Annotated in this window: 22 protein-coding genes; 1 reads left to right on the forward strand and 21 read right to left on the reverse strand. The window is 60.7% G+C overall.

Annotated features, from left to right (window positions below; translation table 11 throughout):
• The 16 genes from FHX05_RS22495 to sdhC form a co-directional block, all read right to left on the reverse strand.
• The gene (locus FHX05_RS22495) at nucleotides 1-756 is read right to left on the reverse strand and encodes an SDR family oxidoreductase (RefSeq protein WP_183874657.1); all 756 of its coding nucleotides are present in this window, start codon (nucleotides 754-756) and stop codon (nucleotides 1-3) included.
• Nucleotides 753-1,259 carry a hypothetical protein gene (locus FHX05_RS22500; protein WP_246699050.1) on the reverse strand — a complete coding sequence of 169 codons (507 nt, stop codon included), beginning with the start codon at nucleotides 1,257-1,259 and terminating at the stop codon, nucleotides 753-755. The genes FHX05_RS22495 and FHX05_RS22500 overlap by 4 nt, the downstream gene beginning before the upstream one ends.
• A 17-nt stretch (nucleotides 1,260-1,276) precedes the next feature.
• A complete protein-coding gene (locus FHX05_RS22505; protein WP_183874659.1) occupies nucleotides 1,277-2,026 on the reverse strand; it encodes a DUF4241 domain-containing protein in 750 nt (249 codons plus the stop codon).
• Between the two features lie 15 nt (nucleotides 2,027-2,041).
• The gene (gene odhB, locus FHX05_RS22510) at nucleotides 2,042-3,283 is read right to left on the reverse strand and encodes a 2-oxoglutarate dehydrogenase complex dihydrolipoyllysine-residue succinyltransferase (protein WP_112336367.1); all 1,242 of its coding nucleotides are present in this window, start codon (nucleotides 3,281-3,283) and stop codon (nucleotides 2,042-2,044) included.
• A 24-nt stretch (nucleotides 3,284-3,307) separates the two neighbouring features.
• Nucleotides 3,308-3,634, reverse strand: coding sequence for a YciI family protein (locus FHX05_RS22515; RefSeq protein WP_113241256.1), 327 nt, complete (start codon nucleotides 3,632-3,634; stop codon nucleotides 3,308-3,310).
• Between the two features lie 11 nt (nucleotides 3,635-3,645).
• A complete protein-coding gene (locus FHX05_RS22520) occupies nucleotides 3,646-6,630 on the reverse strand; it encodes a 2-oxoglutarate dehydrogenase E1 component (RefSeq protein ID WP_183714930.1) in 2,985 nt (994 codons plus the stop codon).
• Nucleotides 6,631-6,805: 175 nt separating this feature from the next.
• Nucleotides 6,806-7,708: a succinate--CoA ligase subunit alpha gene (gene sucD / locus FHX05_RS22525; protein WP_068388874.1), complete on the reverse strand. Its 903-nt coding sequence runs from the start codon at nucleotides 7,706-7,708 to the stop codon at nucleotides 6,806-6,808.
• A gap of 12 nt (nucleotides 7,709-7,720) precedes the next feature.
• Entirely contained in the window at nucleotides 7,721-8,212 is a 492-nt protein-coding gene (locus FHX05_RS22530) for a DUF1579 family protein (protein ID WP_183714932.1), read from the reverse strand.
• 5 nt (nucleotides 8,213-8,217) lie between these two features.
• Entirely contained in the window at nucleotides 8,218-9,411 is a 1,194-nt protein-coding gene (gene sucC, locus FHX05_RS22535) for an ADP-forming succinate--CoA ligase subunit beta (RefSeq protein WP_112400497.1), read from the reverse strand.
• A gap of 27 nt (nucleotides 9,412-9,438) precedes the next feature.
• Nucleotides 9,439-10,401: a malate dehydrogenase gene (gene mdh, locus FHX05_RS22540; protein WP_015341411.1), complete on the reverse strand. Its 963-nt coding sequence runs from the start codon at nucleotides 10,399-10,401 to the stop codon at nucleotides 9,439-9,441.
• Between the two features lie 179 nt (nucleotides 10,402-10,580).
• Nucleotides 10,581-11,744 (reverse strand): cell division protein ZapE, encoded by a 1,164-nt coding sequence (gene zapE, locus FHX05_RS22545; protein ID WP_183874661.1) that lies wholly within the window; start codon nucleotides 11,742-11,744, stop codon nucleotides 10,581-10,583.
• A 63-nt stretch (nucleotides 11,745-11,807) separates the two neighbouring features.
• Entirely contained in the window at nucleotides 11,808-12,335 is a 528-nt protein-coding gene (locus tag FHX05_RS22550; RefSeq protein ID WP_015341413.1) for a protease inhibitor Inh/omp19 family protein, read from the reverse strand.
• A 337-nt stretch (nucleotides 12,336-12,672) separates the two neighbouring features.
• The gene (locus FHX05_RS22555) at nucleotides 12,673-13,452 is read right to left on the reverse strand and encodes a succinate dehydrogenase iron-sulfur subunit (protein WP_015341415.1); all 780 of its coding nucleotides are present in this window, start codon (nucleotides 13,450-13,452) and stop codon (nucleotides 12,673-12,675) included.
• 17 nt (nucleotides 13,453-13,469) lie between these two features.
• On the reverse strand, nucleotides 13,470-15,326 hold the full coding sequence (sdhA, locus tag FHX05_RS22560) for a succinate dehydrogenase flavoprotein subunit (RefSeq protein WP_015341416.1): 1,857 nt from the start codon (nucleotides 15,324-15,326) through the stop codon (nucleotides 13,470-13,472).
• Between the two features lie 7 nt (nucleotides 15,327-15,333).
• On the reverse strand, nucleotides 15,334-15,714 hold the full coding sequence (gene sdhD / locus FHX05_RS22565; RefSeq protein ID WP_112336360.1) for a succinate dehydrogenase, hydrophobic membrane anchor protein: 381 nt from the start codon (nucleotides 15,712-15,714) through the stop codon (nucleotides 15,334-15,336).
• Between the two features lie 65 nt (nucleotides 15,715-15,779).
• Nucleotides 15,780-16,178, reverse strand: coding sequence for a succinate dehydrogenase, cytochrome b556 subunit (sdhC, locus tag FHX05_RS22570; protein ID WP_112336359.1), 399 nt, complete (start codon nucleotides 16,176-16,178; stop codon nucleotides 15,780-15,782).
• Nucleotides 16,179-16,478: 300 nt separating this feature from the next.
• On the opposite strand from sdhC, the gene FHX05_RS22575 reads away from it, so the two are divergent.
• A complete protein-coding gene (locus FHX05_RS22575) occupies nucleotides 16,479-16,874 on the forward strand; it encodes a hypothetical protein (RefSeq protein WP_183874662.1) in 396 nt (131 codons plus the stop codon).
• A 6-nt stretch (nucleotides 16,875-16,880) separates the two neighbouring features.
• Here FHX05_RS22575 and FHX05_RS22580 read toward each other — a convergent pair whose 3' ends face one another.
• The 5 genes from FHX05_RS22580 to FHX05_RS22600 all read right to left on the reverse strand — a co-directional run bounded on the left by FHX05_RS22580 (nucleotide 16,881) and on the right by FHX05_RS22600 (nucleotide 19,087).
• Nucleotides 16,881-17,531 (reverse strand): methyltransferase, encoded by a 651-nt coding sequence (locus tag FHX05_RS22580; protein WP_183874664.1) that lies wholly within the window; start codon nucleotides 17,529-17,531, stop codon nucleotides 16,881-16,883.
• A gap of 30 nt (nucleotides 17,532-17,561) precedes the next feature.
• Nucleotides 17,562-17,993: an EVE domain-containing protein gene (locus tag FHX05_RS22585; RefSeq protein WP_075853666.1), complete on the reverse strand. Its 432-nt coding sequence runs from the start codon at nucleotides 17,991-17,993 to the stop codon at nucleotides 17,562-17,564.
• A gap of 3 nt (nucleotides 17,994-17,996) precedes the next feature.
• Complete coding sequence (locus FHX05_RS22590; RefSeq protein ID WP_112607831.1) at nucleotides 17,997-18,290, reverse strand: YciI-like protein; 294 nt, start codon at nucleotides 18,288-18,290, stop codon at nucleotides 17,997-17,999.
• Nucleotides 18,291-18,359: 69 nt separating this feature from the next.
• Entirely contained in the window at nucleotides 18,360-18,791 is a 432-nt protein-coding gene (locus FHX05_RS22595; RefSeq protein WP_112336354.1) for a PIN domain-containing protein, read from the reverse strand.
• Nucleotides 18,788-19,087, reverse strand: a complete 300-nt coding sequence (locus FHX05_RS22600; RefSeq protein WP_069613374.1) for a hypothetical protein — start codon at nucleotides 19,085-19,087, stop codon at nucleotides 18,788-18,790. Before FHX05_RS22600 ends, FHX05_RS22595 begins: the two co-directional genes overlap by 4 nt.
• Nucleotides 19,088-19,121: the final 34 nt, after the last annotated feature.

Here is a 19,121-nt window from a genome sequence, read left to right on the forward strand (position 1 = left end):
TCAGCGACCGCCGCTCACGTTGAGCACGGCACCCGTTATATAGGATGCGTGCGGGCTCAAAAGGTAGAGGATGGCGTCAGCGACCTCGTCGGCCGTTCCCGCTCGTTTCATCGGCAGCTGCGGTGCGATATCACGAGCTCGGTCCGGTAGCCCAGCGGCAGCGTGGATATCGGTATCGATGATTCCCGGTCGGACGGCATTGACCCGAATACCTTCCGCCGCCACCTCGCGTGCAAGCCCCACAGTGAACGTATCGATCGCGCCCTTGGAGGCGGCATAATCGACATATTGTCCGCCGCCGCCGAGCGTGGCGGCCATGGAGGAGACGTTGACGATCACCCCGCCCTTGCCGCCATGCCGGGTCGACATGCGGCGCACGGCTTCAGCCGCCGCCAGCATCGAACCCGTGACGTTGATGCGGAACATGCGATCGATCCGTTCTGGCGTCATCTCATCCAGGCGCTGGATGACATCGACGATGCCGGCATTGTTGACGAGCCCGTCGATGCGGCCGAAATGCGCGTCGACCTTGGCGAAAATGGCTTTGATATCCTCAGGCTTGCCGACATCTCCAGGGATCGCGGTCGCCGCGCCGCCGGCGTCAACGATCGTCCCAACCACCGCTTCGGCCGCATCCTTGTTGGACGCGTAATTGACCGCCACGGCCCAGCCATGCTGAACGGCTGCCAGGCAAATCGCGGCGCCGATGCCACGGCTGCCGCCGGTCACAAGAAGAACAGGTGCGTCGTCGGTCATTGATTGCATCCTTTCAGACTAAGGACATCCCAGGGTGCGACTGTCGCCTTGCCCTTGCCCCAAAGGGACGATTTCTGGATCGAGGGACCGAGCGCGGGCAGAAAAAGCCGGTCAGCCGCGCCCTCACCTTCCGCCGGCAGCGCGCGGATATGCCCCTTTAGATCCGAGGCATAGACCATGCCCTGCCACACGGTGCAGGCTCTGAGATCGGCCCCGGTTACATCCCCTTCAGGGCATGCGAACATGATCCGTCCATCGGCGCGCAGCTGATCGTCGCTGCGCATCACGATCCCATCGGCCACGATATTGGTGTTGCGCACTGTGAGCTTGAACCTGTTGCTGACGGACGACTCCGTTTCCATGGGTTCGAAGCGCAGCTCATAGGCATTGTCCATATCGACATAGACAGCCTTTTCCTGCACGCACTCTTCCGCCTGCGCAGCGACGGGAGCGACCGCCCAAGCGAACGTTACCAAGGGCATCGAAGCCAGTTTTGTCATCATGGTCCGAGCCGGCATCATCATTGCCCTCCCGGCTCGCGCCGGCCGTCGGCATTTTCCATGACGCCGAAATCGGTGAACAGAACCAGCGGCTTGCCGGCGGCATCCAGCCCCCAGAACACCGGATAGAAGCCATCGCCCCAGCCGCTCGAGAAGATGGCGACGTTGCCGCGCTTGCCCGATATCGGTCGGTGCATGGCGTAATCGTCCTTATTGGGCTGCAGCTCGGATGCCAGAACATCATCGTAATAATTGATATCCGACGTCGCCTTCTCCGCCTGGACCTGTTTTTCGCGCTCCTGGATCAGCGCGTAGGTCTCGGCATCCATGTAGCAGCCAAGACCGGCATCGACCGGATACCCGAAGAATTCATCATTCTTCAGCGAATTGATATCCTGGCCCGGGACCACGGCCAGCTCCCAGCGCACCGGCTTGCCCTCGGCAAAACGCATGCTGGCCGCAGCGATGCGGCCGAAGGCTTGATATAAGGTGACGGGATAGTCGCCGGGAGAAACCGTGCGAGTAAATGCCGCGCGGTCAGGCCCGACGAGCGGGTCGCTTGCGACGATGCGCCCGGAGGTCAGCTCCACCTTGCCGATGCGCAGGACCTTGATCGAGCGGGCGGCAAGATCGGCGTCGACAAGCGACGCCAGATCGAGATTGCTGCTGAACTTGGAAATGTCGAGTTCGCCCGCGCCGGCGGAGGATGGCACCCATGCGGCGACGGCGCACAACAATCCGCGCAGCGTCCGCATGGGCCATGTCGACATGATCCAACGCTCCCCTCAGAGATCGAGAACGAGACGTTCCGGATCTTCCAGGCTTTCCTTGACACGCACGAGGAAGGTCACCGCTTCCTTGCCGTCGACGATGCGGTGATCGTAGGAGAGCGCCAGATACATCATCGGGCGGATGACGACCTGGCCGCCGATGGCGACGGGACGCTCCTGGATCTTGTGCATGCCAAGAATGCCCGACTGCGGCGCATTCAGGATCGGCGAGGACATGAGCGAACCGTAGACGCCGCCATTGGTGATGGTGAAGGTGCCGCCCTGCATATCGGCCATCGCCAATGTGCCGTCGCGAGCAGCCTTCGCCAGACGGCCAAGCTCCTTCTCGACTTCCGCGATCGACATCTGGTCGGCATCGCGGATCACAGGAACGACAAGACCCTTGTCGGTGCCGACAGCCATGCCGACGTGGCAGTAGTTCTTGTAGATGATGTCGGTGCCGTCGATCTCGGCGTTGACAGCCGGCAGTTCCTTCAGCGCGTGGGTGACGGCCTTGGTGAAGAAGCCCATGAAGCCGAGCTTCACGCCATGCTTCTTCTCGAAGATGTCCTTGTACTTGTTGCGCAGGTCCATGACGGCCTTCATGTCCACCTCATTGTAGGTGGTGAGCATGGCGGCGGTATTCTGTGCATCCTTGAGGCGCTTGGCGATCGTCTGGCGCAGGCGTGTCATCTTGACGCGCTCTTCGCGGCTGACGTCCTCGACGGCGGTCGGGGCGCGAGCGGCAACGGGTGCTGCCGGTGCAGGGGCGGGAGCCGAAGCAGCCTTGGCGACAGCAGCGATGACATCGCCCTTCAGGACCTGGCCGCGCTTGCCGCTGCCTTCGACCTGATCGGCAGAGAGATTGTTTTCAGCAAGCAGCTTACCGGCAGCCGGTGCCGGCGGCATGGAAGAAGCCGGAGCGGAAACGGCGGGGGCGGCAACCGGTGCAGCAGCGGCAGGGGCCGGAGCAGCGGCGGCGGGTGCAGCAGCCTGTGCCGGAGCGGCTGCAGCGCCGTTGCCGGCGGAGATCTGGCCGAGCAGCGCGCCGAGACCTACGGTTTCGCCGGCCTGGGCAACGATTTCGGAAAGCGTACCGGCGGAGGGCGCCGGAACTTCGATCGTCACCTTGTCGGTTTCGAGTTCGAGAAGCGGCTCATCGGCCTTGATGGCATCGCCGACCTTCTTGAACCAGGTGCCGACGGTCGCCTCGCTGACGGATTCGCCGAGGGTAGGAACGCGGATTTCAGTGGCCATTGTTCAAATCCTGATTTTTCGTCTTTATGAGTTGGATGGAATTCCGGCGACAGAGGACCGGAGAATGAGTGAGGGCATCGGCGAGATTTCGATACGGAAACCGAGCCCGGCGAGAAGAACGGGATCGGCATCACCAAGCGACTTGGCCGCATCGGCATGCTCGACGTCGACGATAGCCACGCCGAAAGCACCACCGGGCGCGAAGACCGGGCCGACGACAATTGCCGTCCCGGCATTCGCATGTTCTCGCCAATAGGCGGCGTGCTGCTGCATGGCGGCCATCTCCTCCTCCGTGGCGTCATGCGGGAAGCTGGGGCGCGGCGGCACAAGTTTCAGATGAAAATAGGCCATCGCGCAACCCCTCAACCGCCGAGCGCGTCCTCGAGGAACGCCGCAAGCTGCGACAGATGCTTGGACATCAGGCCCGTCGCCGGGGAGGCGGCGGCCGGACGGCCGGTGTAGCGAACGCGCTGGTACTTGGCATCGATATGGGCAAGCACCCATTCCAGATAGGGATCGATGAAGGACCATGCGCCCATGTTCTTCGGCTCTTCCTGGCACCAGACCATTTCCGCATTGCGGAAGCGGCTGAGCTCGTTGATGAGCGCCTTGGCCGGGAACGGATAGAGCTGTTCGATACGCAGGAGGTAGATATCGTCGATGCCGCGCTTCTCGCGCTCTTCCAGCAGATCGTAGTAGACCTTGCCCGAGCAGATGACGACGCGACGGATCTTGTTGTCCTTCTGCAGCTTGATCGGGCCATCCTTGATCACTTCCGCATCGTCCCACAGCAGGCGGTGGAAGGAGCTTTCGCCCGCCATTTCCGCAAGCGTCGACACGGCGCGCTTATGGCGCAGCAGCGACTTCGGCGTCATCAGGATCAGCGGCTTGCGGAAGTCGCGCTTCAGCTGCCGACGCAGGATATGGAAGTAGTTCGCCGGCGTCGTGACGTTGGCGACCTGCATGTTGTCTTCGGCGCAGAGCTGCAGATAACGTTCCAGACGAGCCGAAGAGTGTTCCGGACCCTGGCCTTCATAGCCATGCGGCAGCAGGCAGACGAGACCGGACATGCGCAGCCATTTGCGTTCGCCCGACGAGATGAACTGATCGAAGATGACCTGCGCGCCGTTGGCGAAATCGCCGAACTGGGCTTCCCAGAGGGTCAGCGCGTTCGGACGGGCAAGCGAGTAGCCATATTCGAAGCCGAGAACCGCTTCTTCCGAGAGCATCGAGTTGATGACTTCGTAGCGGGCCTGCGTCGGCGAGAGATTGGCCAGCGGAATGTAGCGCTCTTCGGTCTCCTGATCGTAAAGAACCGAATGACGCTGCGAGAAGGTGCCGCGTTCGCAATCCTGACCGGACAGACGGATCTTGTGGCCTTCGACGACGAGCGAACCGAATGCCAGGGCTTCCGCCATGGCCCAGTCGATGCCCTCGCCCGTCTGCACCATGTTGGCGCGGTTTTCCATGAAGCGCTGGATGGTGCGGTGCGCGTGGAAGCCGGCCGGGATTTCCGACAGCTTGCGGCCGATTTCCTTCAGCGACTTCATCGGCACGGCGGTCTTGCCGCGGCGCTGCTCGTCGGCATTGTCGGCCGTGTGCAGGCCGGACCACTCGCCGTCGAGCCAGTCGGCCTTGTTCGGCTTGTAGGATTGGCCGGCCTCGAACTCCTGCTCGAGATGGGCGCGCCAGTCGGCCTTCATCTTCTCGACTTCGCCTTCGGTCAGCACGCCTTCGCTGATGAGCCGCTGCGAGTAGAGCTGCAGCACCGTCTTATGGGCGCGGATGACCTTGTACATGTTCGGCTGCGTGAAGGACGGCTCATCGCCTTCATTGTGGCCGTAACGGCGATAGCAGAACATGTCGACCACAACAGGCTTGTGGAACTTCATGCGGAATTCAGTCGCGATCTTCGCGGCATAGACAACCGCTTCCGGATCGTCGCCGTTGACGTGGAAGATCGGCGCTTCGATCATCTTGGCGACGTCGGACGGATAGGGCGACGAGCGCGAGAAGGCCGGATTGGTGGTGAAACCGATCTGGTTGTTGATGATGACGTGCATCGTGCCGGCAACGCGATGGCCGCGCAAACCGGAGAGACCGAGGATTTCAGCAACGACACCCTGCCCGGCGAAAGCCGCGTCACCATGGATGAGCAGCGGCACGACCTTGGCACGCTCAGACAGCGGGATGATGTCGCCATCCCACTGGGTGGCACCCATGTCCTGCTTGGCGCGAGCCTTGCCCATGACGACCGGGTTGACGATTTCAAGGTGCGATGGGTTCGCCGTCAGCGACACGTGTACCTTGGCACCATCGAAATCGCGGTCCGAGGACGCGCCGAGATGGTACTTCACGTCGCCCGAACCTTCGACTTCGTCCGGCGCATAGGAGCCGCCCTTGAACTCGTGGAATATGGCGCGATGCGGCTTGCCCATGACCTGGGACAGCACGTTCAGACGGCCGCGGTGAGCCATGCCGAAGACGGCTTCGCGAAGACCGAGCTGGCTACCGCTCTTGAGGATCTGCTCAAGCGCCGGGATCAGCGATTCGCCGCCGTCGAGACCGAAGCGCTTGGTGCCCTTGAACTTGACGTCGAGGAACTGCTCGTAGCCTTCGGCTTCGATGATCTTCTGCAGGATGGCCTTCTTGCGCTCCGGATTGAACGCAATGCCCTTGTCCGGCCCTTCGATGCGCTCCTGAATCCATGCTTTTTCCTCCGGATTGGAGATGTGCATAAACTCGACGCCGAGGGTTGAGCAATAGGTGCGCTCGAGGATCTCGATCATCTCGCGAATGGTTGCGAATTCGAGGCCGAGCACGTTGTCGATAAAGATCTTGCGGTCGAAGTCGGCCTCGGTGAAACCGTAGGCTTCCGGCGACAGCTCCTTGTAATCTTCGACCGGAGCGGCGATGCCGAGCGGATCCAGCTTGGCGTGCAAATGGCCGCGCATGCGATAGGCGCGGATCATCATGATGGCGCGAACGCTGTCGCGCGTCGCCTGCAGCACGTCGGTTGCGCTCGCCGGCGTACCGGCGGTTTCCGCCTTCGCCTTCAGCTTGGTTTCGATGACCTTTTCGACAACGCCCCAGTCGCCATCGAGCGCGGAAACCAGATCGCCCTTTGCCGGGATCGGCCAGTTCTTGCGCTGCCAGGAGGCGCCCTTGGCCGCCTTCTTCACATCGTCGGGGCTATCCTCGAGCGCCTTGAAGAACGACCGCCACTCGTCGGATACCGATGAAGGATCGTCCTCGTAGCGCGCGTAGAGCTGCTCGATATAGGCAGCATTGGCGCCATCCAGGAACGAGGTGATCTGAAATTGCTCGTTGGCTTCTTGCCTTGCCATGGTGAATCTGCGGGCGCTCTCGCCCGTCTCCCAACTTGTTTGCATTGCCGGTTTTCGGGTCCCCGGCGACCGTATTTCGTTCACAGCCATGAAGGCCGCAGCTATGCACTTGCGAATGTCGAAACCGGACGGGACAAGGCGACTGCCGCCCCGTCCGGCCTTGCTATAGGTAGGCTCAGCCCTTCAGGACTTCCACCAGCGTCTTGCCGAGACGCGCCGGCGATGGCGACACGCGGATGCCTGCCGCTTCCATCGCTGCGATCTTGTCTTCCGCGCCGCCCTTGCCGCCGGAAATCACGGCGCCGGCATGGCCCATCGTGCGGCCGGGAGGTGCCGTGCGGCCGGCGATGAAACCGACCATCGGCTTCTTGCGGCCCTTCTTGGCTTCGTCCTTGAGGAACTGCGCGGCTTCTTCTTCAGCCGAACCGCCGATTTCACCGATCATGATGATCGACTTGGTTTCGTCGTCCGCGAGGAACATCTCGAGAATGTCGATGAATTCGGTGCCCTTGACCGGGTCGCCGCCGATGCCGACAGCCGTCGTCTGGCCAAGACCTTCATTGGTGGTCTGGAACACGGCTTCGTAGGTGAGCGTGCCTGAACGCGAGAGAACGCCGACCGAGCCCTTCTTGAAGATGGAGCCCGGCATGATGCCGATCTTGCATTCGTTCGGGGTGAGAACGCCCGGGCAGTTCGGTCCGATCAGGCGCGACTTGGACTTGATCAGGCGATCCTTGACCTTGACCATGTCGGCAACCGGAATGCCTTCCGTGATGCAGACGATCAGCGGGATCTCGGCTTCGATCGCTTCGAGGATCGCAGCCGCAGCGCCTGCAGGCGGTACGTAGATGACCGAGGCATTGGCGCCGGTCGCGTCCTTGCCTTCGGCGACGGACTTGAAGATCGGCAGCTTTTCGCCGTCCTTGCCGGTCCAGGTTTCACCGCCCTTGGAAGGGTGGATACCGCCGACCATCTTCGTGCCGTGATAGGCAAGCGCCTGTTCGGTGTGGAAGGTACCGGTCTTGCCGGTCAGGCCCTGAACCAGAACCTTGGTGTCTTTGTTGATGAGAATAGACATGCGAGGCCTTTGTTACGAGAGGTTGGAAGACGCGGAGGCAACGCGGCGATATAAGCCGCTGACGACCTCCTGCCATGTATCGCTGCCGGCGGGCGAGAACGTGACGCCCATGCGGTAGCAGTCTTCATTTTCGAACTGGAAGAGAGTGCGTTGCTGACCGCGCGGCGAGACTTTGGTCAGGACAAGCTTGTCGTCGATCCACTCGCCGGAAGCCGGCGCTGCGGGCACGAAACCCACCGTATCGAACTGATAGAGCTTATATGACTGGTCAGCAGCGTCGAAGCCGAGAATATTCCGGGCTTCGAACGACGTGCTGCCGTCCCGCGTCTGCACGTAGCGCTGCTCGACGAAAAATCCGCCGAACAGACACTCAGCCGTGACGCGCGCGGTTGCCGTACCTTCCTTCGTCCAGGCCGAAGCCGCGACACGCTCTTCCCCTTCCCAGGTGCCGGCAAAGGCACCGAGGCGAAGATGAGCAGCCGTTGGAGCGAAGGAAGCAGCCATCCCGATCAGCCCTTGACTGCCTTCACGATCTTCTGGGCGGCATCGTCCAGGTCATCTGCGGAGATGACGTTGAGACCGGATTCGTTGATGATCTTCTTGCCGAGCTCGACATTCGTGCCTTCGAGGCGAACGACGAGCGGAACCTTCAGACCGACTTCCTTGACGGCTGCGAGCACGCCTTCGGCAATGACGTCGCACTTCATGATGCCGCCGAAGATGTTGACCAGAATGCCCTGGACAGCCGGATCGGCAGTGATGATCTTGAAGGCGGCCGTGACCTTTTCCTTGGTGGCGCCACCGCCGACATCGAGGAAGTTCGCCGGCTCGGCGCCGTAAAGCTTGATGATGTCCATGGTTGCCATGGCAAGACCGGCGCCGTTGACCATGCAGCCGATGTTGCCGTCGAGGGCGACATAGGCGAGGTCGTATTCATGCGCCTGGATTTCCTTCTCGTCTTCTTCCGACGTGTCGCGGAGCGCGCGGACGTCTTCATGACGGAAGAGAGCGTTGCCGTCGAAGGAAACCTTGGCGTCGAGAACGCGCAGGCGGCCGTTGGTCATGACGATCAGCGGGTTGACTTCGAGGAGCGCCATATCCTTCTCGACGAAGGCCTTGTAGAGGATCGGGAAGAGCTTGGCGGCATCTTCGCGGGCAGCACCCTCGAGCTTCAGCGCGTCGGAAAGAGCAGCCGTATTGGCAGCCGTCACGCCCGTCGACGGGTCGATGGCGACGGTGATGATCTTTTCCGGCGTGTCGTGCGCAACGGTCTCGATGTCCATGCCGCCTTCAGTCGAAACGACGAAAGCGACCTGGCCGACGGAGCGGTCGACCAGGATCGAGAGGTAGAGTTCGCGGTCGATGTCCGCGCCGTCTTCGATGTAGAGGCGGTTGACCTGCTTGCCGGCCGGGCCGGTCTGCTTGGTCACCAGCGTGTTGCCGAGCATGTCCTTGGCGTTGGCGACGACGTCGTCAACGGACTTGGCGAGACGAACGCCGCCCTTGGCGTCGGGGCCGAGTTCCTTGAACTTGCCCTTGCCGCGGCCGCCAGCATGGATCTGGCTCTTGACGACGTAGAGCGGGCCTGGGAGCTGCTTGGCAGCGGCGGCGGCTTCATCGGCGGAGAAGATGGCAACGCCGTCCGCGACGGGCGCACCATAGCTCTTCAACAGCGCCTTGGCCTGGTATTCATGAATGTTCATGGGTCTATCCCTGTTGGAACGGCTAGATTATTTCAGCGACGGCGCGATCGTGGCGCAGGCTTCGCAAAGACCCGCAACAGCTGCGACCGACTTGTCGAAGGCTTCCTTTTCGGCCTTGTTCAGGTCGATCTCGATCACGCGCTCGATGCCGCCGGCACCGATGACGGTGGGAACGCCGACATACATGTCCTTGACGCCGTACTGGCCGTCGAGATGAGCGGCGCAGGGCAGGACGCGCTTCTTGTCCTTGAGGTAGGATTCGGCCATCGCGATGGCGGAAGCAGCCGGGGCGTAATAGGCAGAGCCGGTCTTGAGCAGGCCAACGATCTCGGCGCCGCCGTCACGGGTGCGCTGGATGATTTCCTCGAGGCGCTCGGCAGTGAGCCAGCCCATGGTGACGAGGTCCGTCAGCGGGATGCCGGCAACGGTGGAGTAGCGGGCGAGCGGAACCATCGAGTCGCCGTGACCGCCGAGAACGAAAGCCGTGACGTCTTCGACCGATACGTTGAATTCCTTGGCGAGGAACAGGCGGAAGCGCGAGCTATCGAGCACGCCGGCCATGCCGACAACCTTGTTGGTCGGCAGGCCCGAGAACTTCTGCAGCGCCCAGACCATCGCGTCGAGCGGATTGGTGATGCAGATCACGAAAGCGTTCGGAGCATACTTCTTGATGCCGGCGCCGACCTGTTCCATGACCTTGAGGTTGATGCCGAGAAGATCGTCGCGGCTCATGCCCGGCTTGCGGGGAACGCCAGCGGTGACGATGCAGACGTCAGCGCCTTCGATCGCAGAATAGTCGCTGGCGCCGGTGAGGTTGGCGTCGAAGCCTTCGACGGGAGAGGACTGGGCAATATCGAGGCCCTTGCCCTGAGGAATGCCGTCCGCGATGTCGAACAGGACGATGTCGCCCAGTTCCTTCAGGCCGGCGAGATGCGCCAGCGTGCCACCAATCATGCCAGAACCAATAAGTGCGATCTTGTTGCGCGCCATTTCGGTGTATCCTTTGCGATCAAAATCCGTGGCGGGACACCTGCAAGGCATCCACCTATGCCGCCACTCGCATAGACCCAAAGGCCGAAATTGGCAATTGATTATTTTGAGATCAGGAATTTCAATCGGTTAGATCGAAAAATTCTTACGTAAACGTAAGTCAATCCGTCACCGATTTGTTACTCGGCGGCGCGCCTTGCCGGAGTCTGGGCGAGATATTCGGCGCTGCGCATCTCGAAAAGCCGGGATGCGGTCCGGTCGAATTCGAAGCCTTCGGTGCCCCGGCGCTCCTCGAGCAGATCTTCCGGCATCGCGGCTGCGGAGACGTAAAGCCGAATATTATGATCGTAGAGCGTATCGATCAAAATGATAAAACGCTTCGTTTGGTTCCGCTTGTCCGGACCAAGCTTCGGCACGTGATCGAGAAAGATCGTATCGAAACGCTCGGCGATGGCGAGAAAATCGGCAGGCCCGAGCGGCGCGTCGCAAAGATCGGCGAAGGAAAAACGCGCCATGCGATCGACGGCGAGCGGGACATGGATGGAGCGCCCCTTCATCGGGATCTCCGTCGGCTGTGCCTTGCGTCCATGCAGCCCCTGCATCCAGGAGGCGTCCATCGCCATGTCGGTGCGCTGGTCGAGCGGAGTGAGATAGACCGGCTGGCTGTTCAGCTTCTCCATGCGGTAATCGGTCGGCGAATCCAGCGTCACGATATCGACATGCTTCTTCAAGAGATCGATGAAGGGCAGGAAAAGGCCACGATTGAGCCCGTCACGATAGAGATTGTCCGGCTCGACATTCGAGGTGGCGATCAGCACGCAGCCGAGCGAAAACAGCTCGGAAAACAGCCGCGAGAGGATCATCGCGTCGGCAATGTCGGTGACCGTAAATTCATCGAAGCACAGCAATTCGGCTTCGGCGTAGAGATCGGCGGCAACTGGCGGTATGGGGTCGGTCTGCTTTGTCTCGCCGTTCTTGAATTTCAGCCGCTGCGCCGCAATCCGGTTGTGCACATCGGTCATGAACTCGAAAAAATGCGCCCGGCGCTTTTTCGGGCAGGGCGCCATTGCGAAGAACATGTCCATCAACATGGTCTTGCCGCGGCCGACGCTGCCGTGAATATAGAGGCCCTTGATCGTCTCGGCCGATTTCTTGCGCGCGGCAAACATCCACCCCAGCGCGCTGGACTTTGCCGCGGGCCGTTTCCGCTTGAGATCGGCAAGCACGCGGTCCAGCTTTTTCGCCACATCCATCTGCGCCGAATCCACCTGAAGGGATCCGGACGCCGTCAGCGCCTTCAGCTGTTCGCAGACGCTGATCGAGTAATCTGGCATGGGCTGCATGGGGAAATATCCGCCTGTGCAAATGGGGGCGCATCCAGAGGATGCCACCCCTTTCAAATAAGCTTATCGGCTGAGGCTGAGCGGTTGACCGGAGGCGGTCGAACCGTCAAAGCGCGAAGCGGCAGTCTTGTAGACCGTGCCGATCGTCGAGCCGTCACGATTCTTCAACAGGACCTGCTTGCCGGAAACCTCCCACGAACCCATCGAGGTCAGCTCGCCAGCGCAACCGCGCGTGCCGCCACGCGAGCCGCTGCCGAGGTTCGTCAGCGTCAGGAACATGTCGCAGCTCGATCCGCCGTTGCTGACCTTCCAGCTGCCGACCATCGATTCCTTCGTGACATCCATGGCGGACGCCGCCATCGCCTGCTGCTGTGCTGGATTGGCTGCATTCGGCGCGCTCGCAGGAGCGGCCGGGAACTGCGAACCGTTGCCGGCGCCTGCGGGCGGAAGCTGGCTGGATTGTACGGAAGGAACAGGCTGGGCCTGCAGTGGCGGCGGAGAAGAATAACTGTCGTTGTTGTATGCCGTGCGCTGGCAACCGGCAAGCGACAGGCCAATCGCCGCAGCCGTCACTGCATATCTAAACTGCATCATCACACTCCTAAATGATTGTCCACCGCTGACATCTGCAAAGTGATATTTAATGATGTCCGAATTATCGTATTTCACTTTGGTTAATCAAGTCGATACCGCTACAAATTGTCGTAGGCGATAGCTGAACAAGAATCGGGTGGTTTCAAGGCTTAACCGGCTGTAACTCATCCCAAATGACTGCGAGCGGTCAATTCGGTTGCTTCTCCGACGCCCGCCTGTGCTCGTATGTCCTCGCAACGGCAGCATATCGCGAACCATCTGCAGGACATGCGGGCGCTTCGGCGAGTTTGCCGAAGCATTTTGATTTTGCGGTTAAACGGCCGAAAGCGGCGGCTTAAACCCGCCGCTCGACCATCATCTTCTTGATTTCGGCGATCGCCTTGGCCGGGTTCAGACCCTTCGGGCAGGTCTGGGCGCAGTTCATGATCGTGTGGCAGCGATAGAGGCGGAACGGATCCTCGAGATTGTCGAGACGCTCGCCCTTGGCTTCGTCTCTGGAATCGATCAGCCAACGATAGGCCTGTAGCAGAACGGCCGGACCGAGGTAACGGTCGCCGTTCCACCAATAGCTCGGACAGGAGGTCGAGCAGCAGGCGCAGAGAATGCACTCGTAGAGGCCGTCGAGCTTCAGGCGGTCCTCATGGCTCTGCTTCCATTCCTTGGCCGGCGGCGGCGATACCGTCTTCAGCCAGGGTTCGATCGAGCGATGCTGCGCGTAAAAGTTCGTCAGATCCGGCACGAGGTCCTTGACGACGGGCATGTGCGGCAGTGGGTAGACCTTCACCGTGCCCTTGATCTCGTCCAGACCCTTGGTGCAGGCGAGCGTGTTGGTGCCGTCGATGTTCATCGCGCAGGAGCCGCAAATGCCTTCGCGGCAGGAGCGGCGCAATGTCAGCGTCGGGTCGATGTTGTTCTTGATGTAGAGCAGACCATCGAGCACCATCGGGCCGCAATCATCGATATCGATATAGTAGGTATCGATGCTCGGGTTCTGGCCGTCATCCGGGCTCCAGCGATAGACGCGGAATTCGCGCGTGTTCTTGGCACCGACCGGCTTCGGCCAGACCTTGCCTTCGCGCATCTGAGAGTTCTTGGGGAGAGCGAGTTCAACCATGGTCAGTTCCTCTCAGATCAGTACACGCGTGCCTTCGGCTCGATCTTGTGCGGATCGATGCCTTCGGCGATCAGGTCGGTGTGAACCGGACGATAGTCGAGCTTCACGTCGCCTGCCTCGTTAACCCAGGCAAGCGTATGCTTGCGCCAGTTTTCGTCGTCGCGGCCGGCGAACTTACCTTCGGTATAGTCTTCGCGAGCATGCGAGCCGCGGCTTTCCTTGCGGGCCTCGGCGCCGTAGATCGTCGTGATGGCGTTGGCCATCAGATTGTGGAGTTCCAGCGTTTCGACGAGATCGGAATTCCAGATCAGCGAACGGTCGGTGACCTTGATGTCGGACATTTCACCCCAGATTTCCGAAAGACGGCGGCAGCCGGATTCCAGCGATTCCTGGGTGCGGAACACGGCCGCATCTTCCTGCATGGCGCGCTGCATTTTTTCGCGCAGCGCTGCCGTCGGCGTCGAGCCGCTGGCATGGCGCAGGCGATCGAAGCGCTCCATGATCTTGTCGCAGGCCGCGACATTGACCGGAGGAACCGGGCCGACGCGGTCGATGACCTGGCCGGCGCGGATGGCGGCGGCGCGGCCGAAGACCACAAGGTCGATCAGCGAATTCGAGCCGAGGCGGTTGGCGCCATGCACCGACGCGCAGCCGGCTTCGCCGACGGCCATCAGGCCCGGCAGCACGCGCTCGGGATTGTTGCTGTCGGCATTCAGCACTTCGCCCCAATAGTTCGTGGGAATCCCGCCCATGTTGTAGTGAACGGTCGGCAGGACGGGGATCGGGTCACGGGTCACATCGACGCCGGCGAAGATGCGGGCACTTTCGGAAATGCCCGGGAGGCGCTCATGCAGCACGGCCGGATCGAGATGGTCGAGATGCAGGAAGATGTGATCCTTGTTCTTGCCAACGCCGCGACCCTCACGGATCTCAAGCGTCATGCAGCGCGAGACGACGTCACGCGAAGCAAGGTCCTTCGCCGAAGGAGCATAGCGCTCCATGAAACGCTCGCCCTCGGAATTGACAAGATAGCCGCCTTCGCCGCGCGCACCTTCGGTGATGAGACATCCCGAACCGTAGATGCCGGTCGGATGGAACTGCACGAATTCCATGTCCTGCAACGGCAGGCCGGCGCGGGCTACCATGCCGCCGCCGTCGCCGGTGCAGGTATGGGCAGATGTCGCCGAGAAATAGGCGCGGCCGTAGCCACCGGTCGCCAGCACCACCATCTTGGCGGCGAAGCGATGGATCGTGCCGTCATCCAGGCACCAGGCGACAACGCCGGTGCAGCGGCTGCCATCGTCGGACATGATAAGGTCGAGCGCGAAATATTCGATGAAGAATTCAGCGTTGTTGCGCAGCGACTGCCCGTAGAGCGTATGTAGGATGGCGTGGCCCGTACGGTCGGCGGCGGCACAGGTGCGCTGCACCGGCGGTCCCTCGCCGAAATTCTGCATGTGGCCGCCGAACGGGCGCTGGTAGATCTTGCCTTCTTCATTGCGCGAGAAAGGCACGCCGTAATGCTCAAGCTCGTAAACGGCCTTCGGCGCCTCCATGACCATATACTGCATGGCGTCGACGTCGCCGAGCCAGTCCGAGCCCTTGACGGTGTCGTAGAGGTGCCACTGCCAGCTGTCCGGCGTCATGTTCTGCAGCGAGGCCGCAATGCCGCCCTGCGCCGCGACGGTGTGCGAGCGCGTCGGAAAGACCTTGGTGATGCAGGCGGTGCGGAAGCCCTGCTCGGCCATGCCGAGCGTGGCGCGCAGGCCGGCGCCGCCGGCGCCGACGACGATCACATCATAGGAGTGATCGATGTATTTATAGGCTTTCCCGTTCTGGGCAGCCCCGTTCTGAGCGGATGAGTTCGGTGCCATGATGCAATTATCCTACGAACGCGATCTTCAGAATGGCGAAGAGACAGAGCCCCGCCACGACGACCGCGAAGAACGTGTTGAGCATGAGAAGAACGATCTTGCCGAATTCGCCGTGGACATAGTCCTCGATGATGACCTGCATGCCGAGCTTCATGTGAATGACGCCGGAGATCACCATCAGGCCGAAGATCACGGCAACGATCGGGTTCGAGATCGCGTGCACGACTTCCGCGTAGGGCGCGCCGGCATAGATGATCAGGAAGATGACGAAGAAGAGAAAGAGGGGAACGTTGGCAACGGCGGTCAGGCGCTGACGCCAGAAATGATCGGTGCCTTCCTTGGCGGAACCGAGACCGCGGACTTTGCCCAGAGGAGTGCGCATATCCATGAGAAATATCCTTTAAAGCATGATCCCGAAAGGCGCCTGAGCGCCTCCGGGAGCGATCATGCCAATCAACCCAGGCGGATGGCGATGCCGATGATCCAGACCAGCGCGGTCAGACAGATCGAGGCGATGAGCGTGAACTTGGCCATCTTCGTCGAGACGGCGGGATCGAAACCATGTCCGAGATCCCACACGAAGTGGCGCAGGCCGCCGATCAAATGGTGCAGCAGAGCCCACGTGTAGCCGAGCAGGATGATGCGGCCGATGATCGTGCCCATGATCCAGTTGACCAGATCGAAATAGCCCTGACCGGTCGCCGCGGCGATCAGCCACCAGGCGACCAGCAGCGTGCCGAAATAGAGCGCGCCCCCGGTGATGCGGTGGAGGATCGACATGACCATGGTGGGAATGGGTTTGTAGATTTGCAGATGCGGCGACAGAGGCCGGTTTTGTGTGACGTTCGCCATCAGAACCTCGCGGCGTTACGATACGCTTAGAACCCGGTTATCCGGGGCAACGCGCGCAGAGACGTGCAGTGTGCGTTGCATCATTGCGACCAATAATCACAGAGACGCCCATCCACAAGCACAATTGATGCCTGCATCGAATTTAATCGATTCGGGTCGGGCTGCACTTTAGCGAGCATGCAATGACGGGCTTCCCATTCCGGGCCGTTTACCATTTCGGCAACCCTGACGTGGACTTCGCGCGGCTCTTGAGGCAATCTGCCGTTAAGATTTCATTAACCGATCGAAGCGAGTCGAATCATGAAGCCGCATCTTTTCAAGGCAGCAGCGCTCATCGTGGCGGCGGCAACATTTTCCTTCGCACCGGCATCGGCGGGCGACTACCGCCACTGGCATCATCACGATCGCTCCGGCCTTGTGCGCCTGAACCAGATATCGAAGCCCCAGGCTCGCGAGCAGCAACCTGCCCGGATCGTCATCATGGAACGGCGTGACGCCGCAAACGCCGGCAGCTATGCCGGCTCGGCCGATGTCTATCGGGCTGATGGCGGCACCTATGTTATCGGCTATGGCGGCTACAATCCCTATGCTCCACCTGCCACAGTGCAGTTGAGGCCCAAGGCGAAGGTCATCGATGTCCGCTATGCCGGCAATCCCTGCTCGTATGAAGCAGGCGTCTGCGTCATCAGGCACTGACCTTTCTCAATCGGCGGCAAAACGCCAGACTGTCGTCTTCTTGATCTCGCTGTCCTCGAGTGCCCGCGTCACCGGCACTTGATAGGTGGCCTGATCTTCCAGACGATCCTTGGGAAGATAGGCCCTGCCGGGATCGCCGACCAGAACCGTCTTCCCGTCGCCCGCCAAACGTCTTAGCCAGGGAACGAGACTCGCGGAAAAATCGCGATCATAGAAGACATCGCCGGCAAGAATGACGCCCGCATCCACGGCCTGCCCGATAATGTCATCGCTAGAGAAATCGACGGTGACGCCATTTTCAACGGCATTGAGCCGGATCGCCGTGCCCGCCCATGGATCGATATCGACGGCAAGCACATGAGTAGCACCCGCACGCTTGGCAGCAATCGCGACAAGCCCGGAGCCGCTTGCAAAATCCAGCACCGTTTTGCCGGCAACGATCTCCGGATGATCGAGGATATAGCGCGCCAGACCCTGCCCGCCCGCCCAGGCAAAGGCCCAGAACGGCGGCGGAAGGCCGATCTCTTCCAGCTCTTCTTCCGTCTTCAGCCACAATTCATGCGCCTCGCTTGCCAGGTGCAGCCGGATTTCCGGCACATGCGGCGACGCCATGAGGCTGGTATTGGCACGGATGAAGCTTTCCGGATCGGTTTTCAATGAATCTCCCACCTACCGAACAAGGCCGGATCAGACCGGCGGATTGTCCAGACCGCCCATGCGGCAGACTTCGAGCCATTCATCATCCGTCACCGGCTGCACCGAAAGCCGCATGGAGGTGACGAGCGCCATCTGCGAAAGCTTCGGATTGGCCTTGATGTCCTTGAGGGTCACCGGATTCGGCATATCGCGAACGGCGCGGATGTCGACACATTCCCAGCGCGGATCGTCCTTGGCGGTCGAATCCGGATGCGCCAGCGCGCAGACCTCGACGATGCCGACGACCTCCAGCCCGTCATTGGAGTGATAGAAGAAACCCTTGTCGCCGATCTGCATGGCCCGCATGTTGTTGCGGGCGAGATAGTTGCGCACGCCGGTCCATTCCGTTCCCTTTTCGCCGGCATCCTTCTGCTGCTGCCAGGACCAGGAGGACGGCTCGGATTTATAAAGCCAGTGCGCCATCTCTCATGCCTCCGGATTGTTGAAGACCCAGTTGAACGGCTTGATCTCGACGCTCTCGAACAGACCGGCCTTCGTATAGGGATCGGCATCGGCAATCGCCTTGGCAGCCTCGGCGTTCTCGGCCTTGACGACAACGAGACTACCGTTCGGCTTGCCGTCCGCATCCAGGAACGGACCGGCCATCTTCAACGTGCCTTCAGCATTGAGCTTGTTCAGATGCTCCAGATGCGCCGGGCGCGTCTCCATGCGAACATTCAGGTGACCGGGCTTGTCTTTGCAGACAAAGGCGAAAAGCATGATTTAATTCTCCCAAGAAAATCAAAAACGATTGATGATGACGGATAAAGCTTCAATCACGAGAGGTCATCATATTTCTGCGCGAAGGGGATTGATGATATCAAGACCCCAGAAATCGGCTTCGTTATGTGTGGCGATGACGCATTCATTCGCAACTGCGACGGAAGCGATCAACATGTCCATCGGGTCACGCTGTCGTCCCATCGTCCGGCCATCGGCCATGAGTTGCGCCCATATCAGAGCAGCATTCTCGTCAAAGGAAAGAATGCGTCCCGCAAAATATGTCAGCGGTCCCTGACCGCCGAGAAACCATGCTTCGAGATCATCACGCTTGCGTCCCGTCGGCATGATCAGGATGCCACGCTGAATTTCAGCGATTGTGGACGCTGCGATAAAGAGATCACCATCCACCTGATCGCCCAACCAGCGTGCAAGATGGGGCGACGGCTCAGGTTTGATTGTATTGCTGATGATGTTCGTGTCGAGCAAATAGCGAGTCACAGATCAATCTCGCGCACTTCGCCCTTCACCCTTTCAAGATCGAGGTCCGCACCGACGAGAGGAGAATTCCGCAACCAGGCGTAAACCCCACCTTTTTTGGGCGGCTCTCCCGAAATAGTCTTGGTGACAACATCGCGAATACGGGCAGATTCGGGACCATCCTCCGCCAAACGCCGCGCCACCTCTCTGATGAGAGCCTTGTCGCCATCGAGCCCCAGCACTTCGAAACGAGCTAGACCACGCTCGCCAAGGCGGGAACGATAGTTCTTAATTGCGCGTTTCTGCGAGCTGCTCATCGTGGTCTCCGGCTATATCCAGTAATATATCCAG

Origin of the sequence: Rhizobium sp. BK491, assembly GCF_014194925.1 — a bacterium.
In the GTDB taxonomy this organism is placed as follows: Bacteria; Pseudomonadota; Alphaproteobacteria; order Rhizobiales; family Rhizobiaceae; genus Rhizobium.

Excerpts from the sequence above, each read along its gene's own strand:
- FHX05_RS22495 (WP_183874657.1), bottom strand. The coding sequence starts at position 756 with ATGACCGACGACGCACCTGTTCTTCTTGTGACCGGCGGCAGCCGTGGC.
- FHX05_RS22500 (WP_246699050.1), bottom strand. The coding sequence starts at position 1,259 with ATGATGACAAAACTGGCTTCGATGCCCTTGGTAACGTTCGCTTGGGCG.
- FHX05_RS22505 (WP_183874659.1), bottom strand. The coding sequence starts at position 2,026 with ATGTCGACATGGCCCATGCGGACGCTGCGCGGATTGTTGTGCGCCGTC.
- odhB (WP_112336367.1), bottom strand. The coding sequence starts at position 3,283 with ATGGCCACTGAAATCCGCGTTCCTACCCTCGGCGAATCCGTCAGCGAG.
- FHX05_RS22515 (WP_113241256.1), bottom strand. The coding sequence starts at position 3,634 with ATGGCCTATTTTCATCTGAAACTTGTGCCGCCGCGCCCCAGCTTCCCG.
- FHX05_RS22520 (WP_183714930.1), bottom strand. The coding sequence starts at position 6,630 with ATGGCAAGGCAAGAAGCCAACGAGCAATTTCAGATCACCTCGTTCCTG.
- sucD (WP_068388874.1), bottom strand. The coding sequence starts at position 7,708 with ATGTCTATTCTCATCAACAAAGACACCAAGGTTCTGGTTCAGGGCCTG.
- FHX05_RS22530 (WP_183714932.1), bottom strand. The coding sequence starts at position 8,212 with ATGGCTGCTTCCTTCGCTCCAACGGCTGCTCATCTTCGCCTCGGTGCC.
- sucC (WP_112400497.1), bottom strand. The coding sequence starts at position 9,411 with ATGAACATTCATGAATACCAGGCCAAGGCGCTGTTGAAGAGCTATGGT.
- mdh (WP_015341411.1), bottom strand. The coding sequence starts at position 10,401 with ATGGCGCGCAACAAGATCGCACTTATTGGTTCTGGCATGATTGGTGGC.
- zapE (WP_183874661.1), bottom strand. The coding sequence starts at position 11,744 with ATGCAGCCCATGCCAGATTACTCGATCAGCGTCTGCGAACAGCTGAAG.
- FHX05_RS22550 (WP_015341413.1), bottom strand. The coding sequence starts at position 12,335 with ATGCAGTTTAGATATGCAGTGACGGCTGCGGCGATTGGCCTGTCGCTT.
- FHX05_RS22555 (WP_015341415.1), bottom strand. The coding sequence starts at position 13,452 with ATGGTTGAACTCGCTCTCCCCAAGAACTCTCAGATGCGCGAAGGCAAG.
- sdhA (WP_015341416.1), bottom strand. The coding sequence starts at position 15,326 with ATGGCACCGAACTCATCCGCTCAGAACGGGGCTGCCCAGAACGGGAAA.
- sdhD (WP_112336360.1), bottom strand. The coding sequence starts at position 15,714 with ATGGATATGCGCACTCCTCTGGGCAAAGTCCGCGGTCTCGGTTCCGCC.
- sdhC (WP_112336359.1), bottom strand. The coding sequence starts at position 16,178 with ATGGCGAACGTCACACAAAACCGGCCTCTGTCGCCGCATCTGCAAATC.
- FHX05_RS22575 (WP_183874662.1), top strand. The coding sequence starts at position 16,479 with ATGAAGCCGCATCTTTTCAAGGCAGCAGCGCTCATCGTGGCGGCGGCA.
- FHX05_RS22585 (WP_075853666.1), bottom strand. The coding sequence starts at position 17,993 with ATGGCGCACTGGCTTTATAAATCCGAGCCGTCCTCCTGGTCCTGGCAG.
- FHX05_RS22590 (WP_112607831.1), bottom strand. The coding sequence starts at position 18,290 with ATGCTTTTCGCCTTTGTCTGCAAAGACAAGCCCGGTCACCTGAATGTT.
- FHX05_RS22600 (WP_069613374.1), bottom strand. The coding sequence starts at position 19,087 with ATGAGCAGCTCGCAGAAACGCGCAATTAAGAACTATCGTTCCCGCCTT.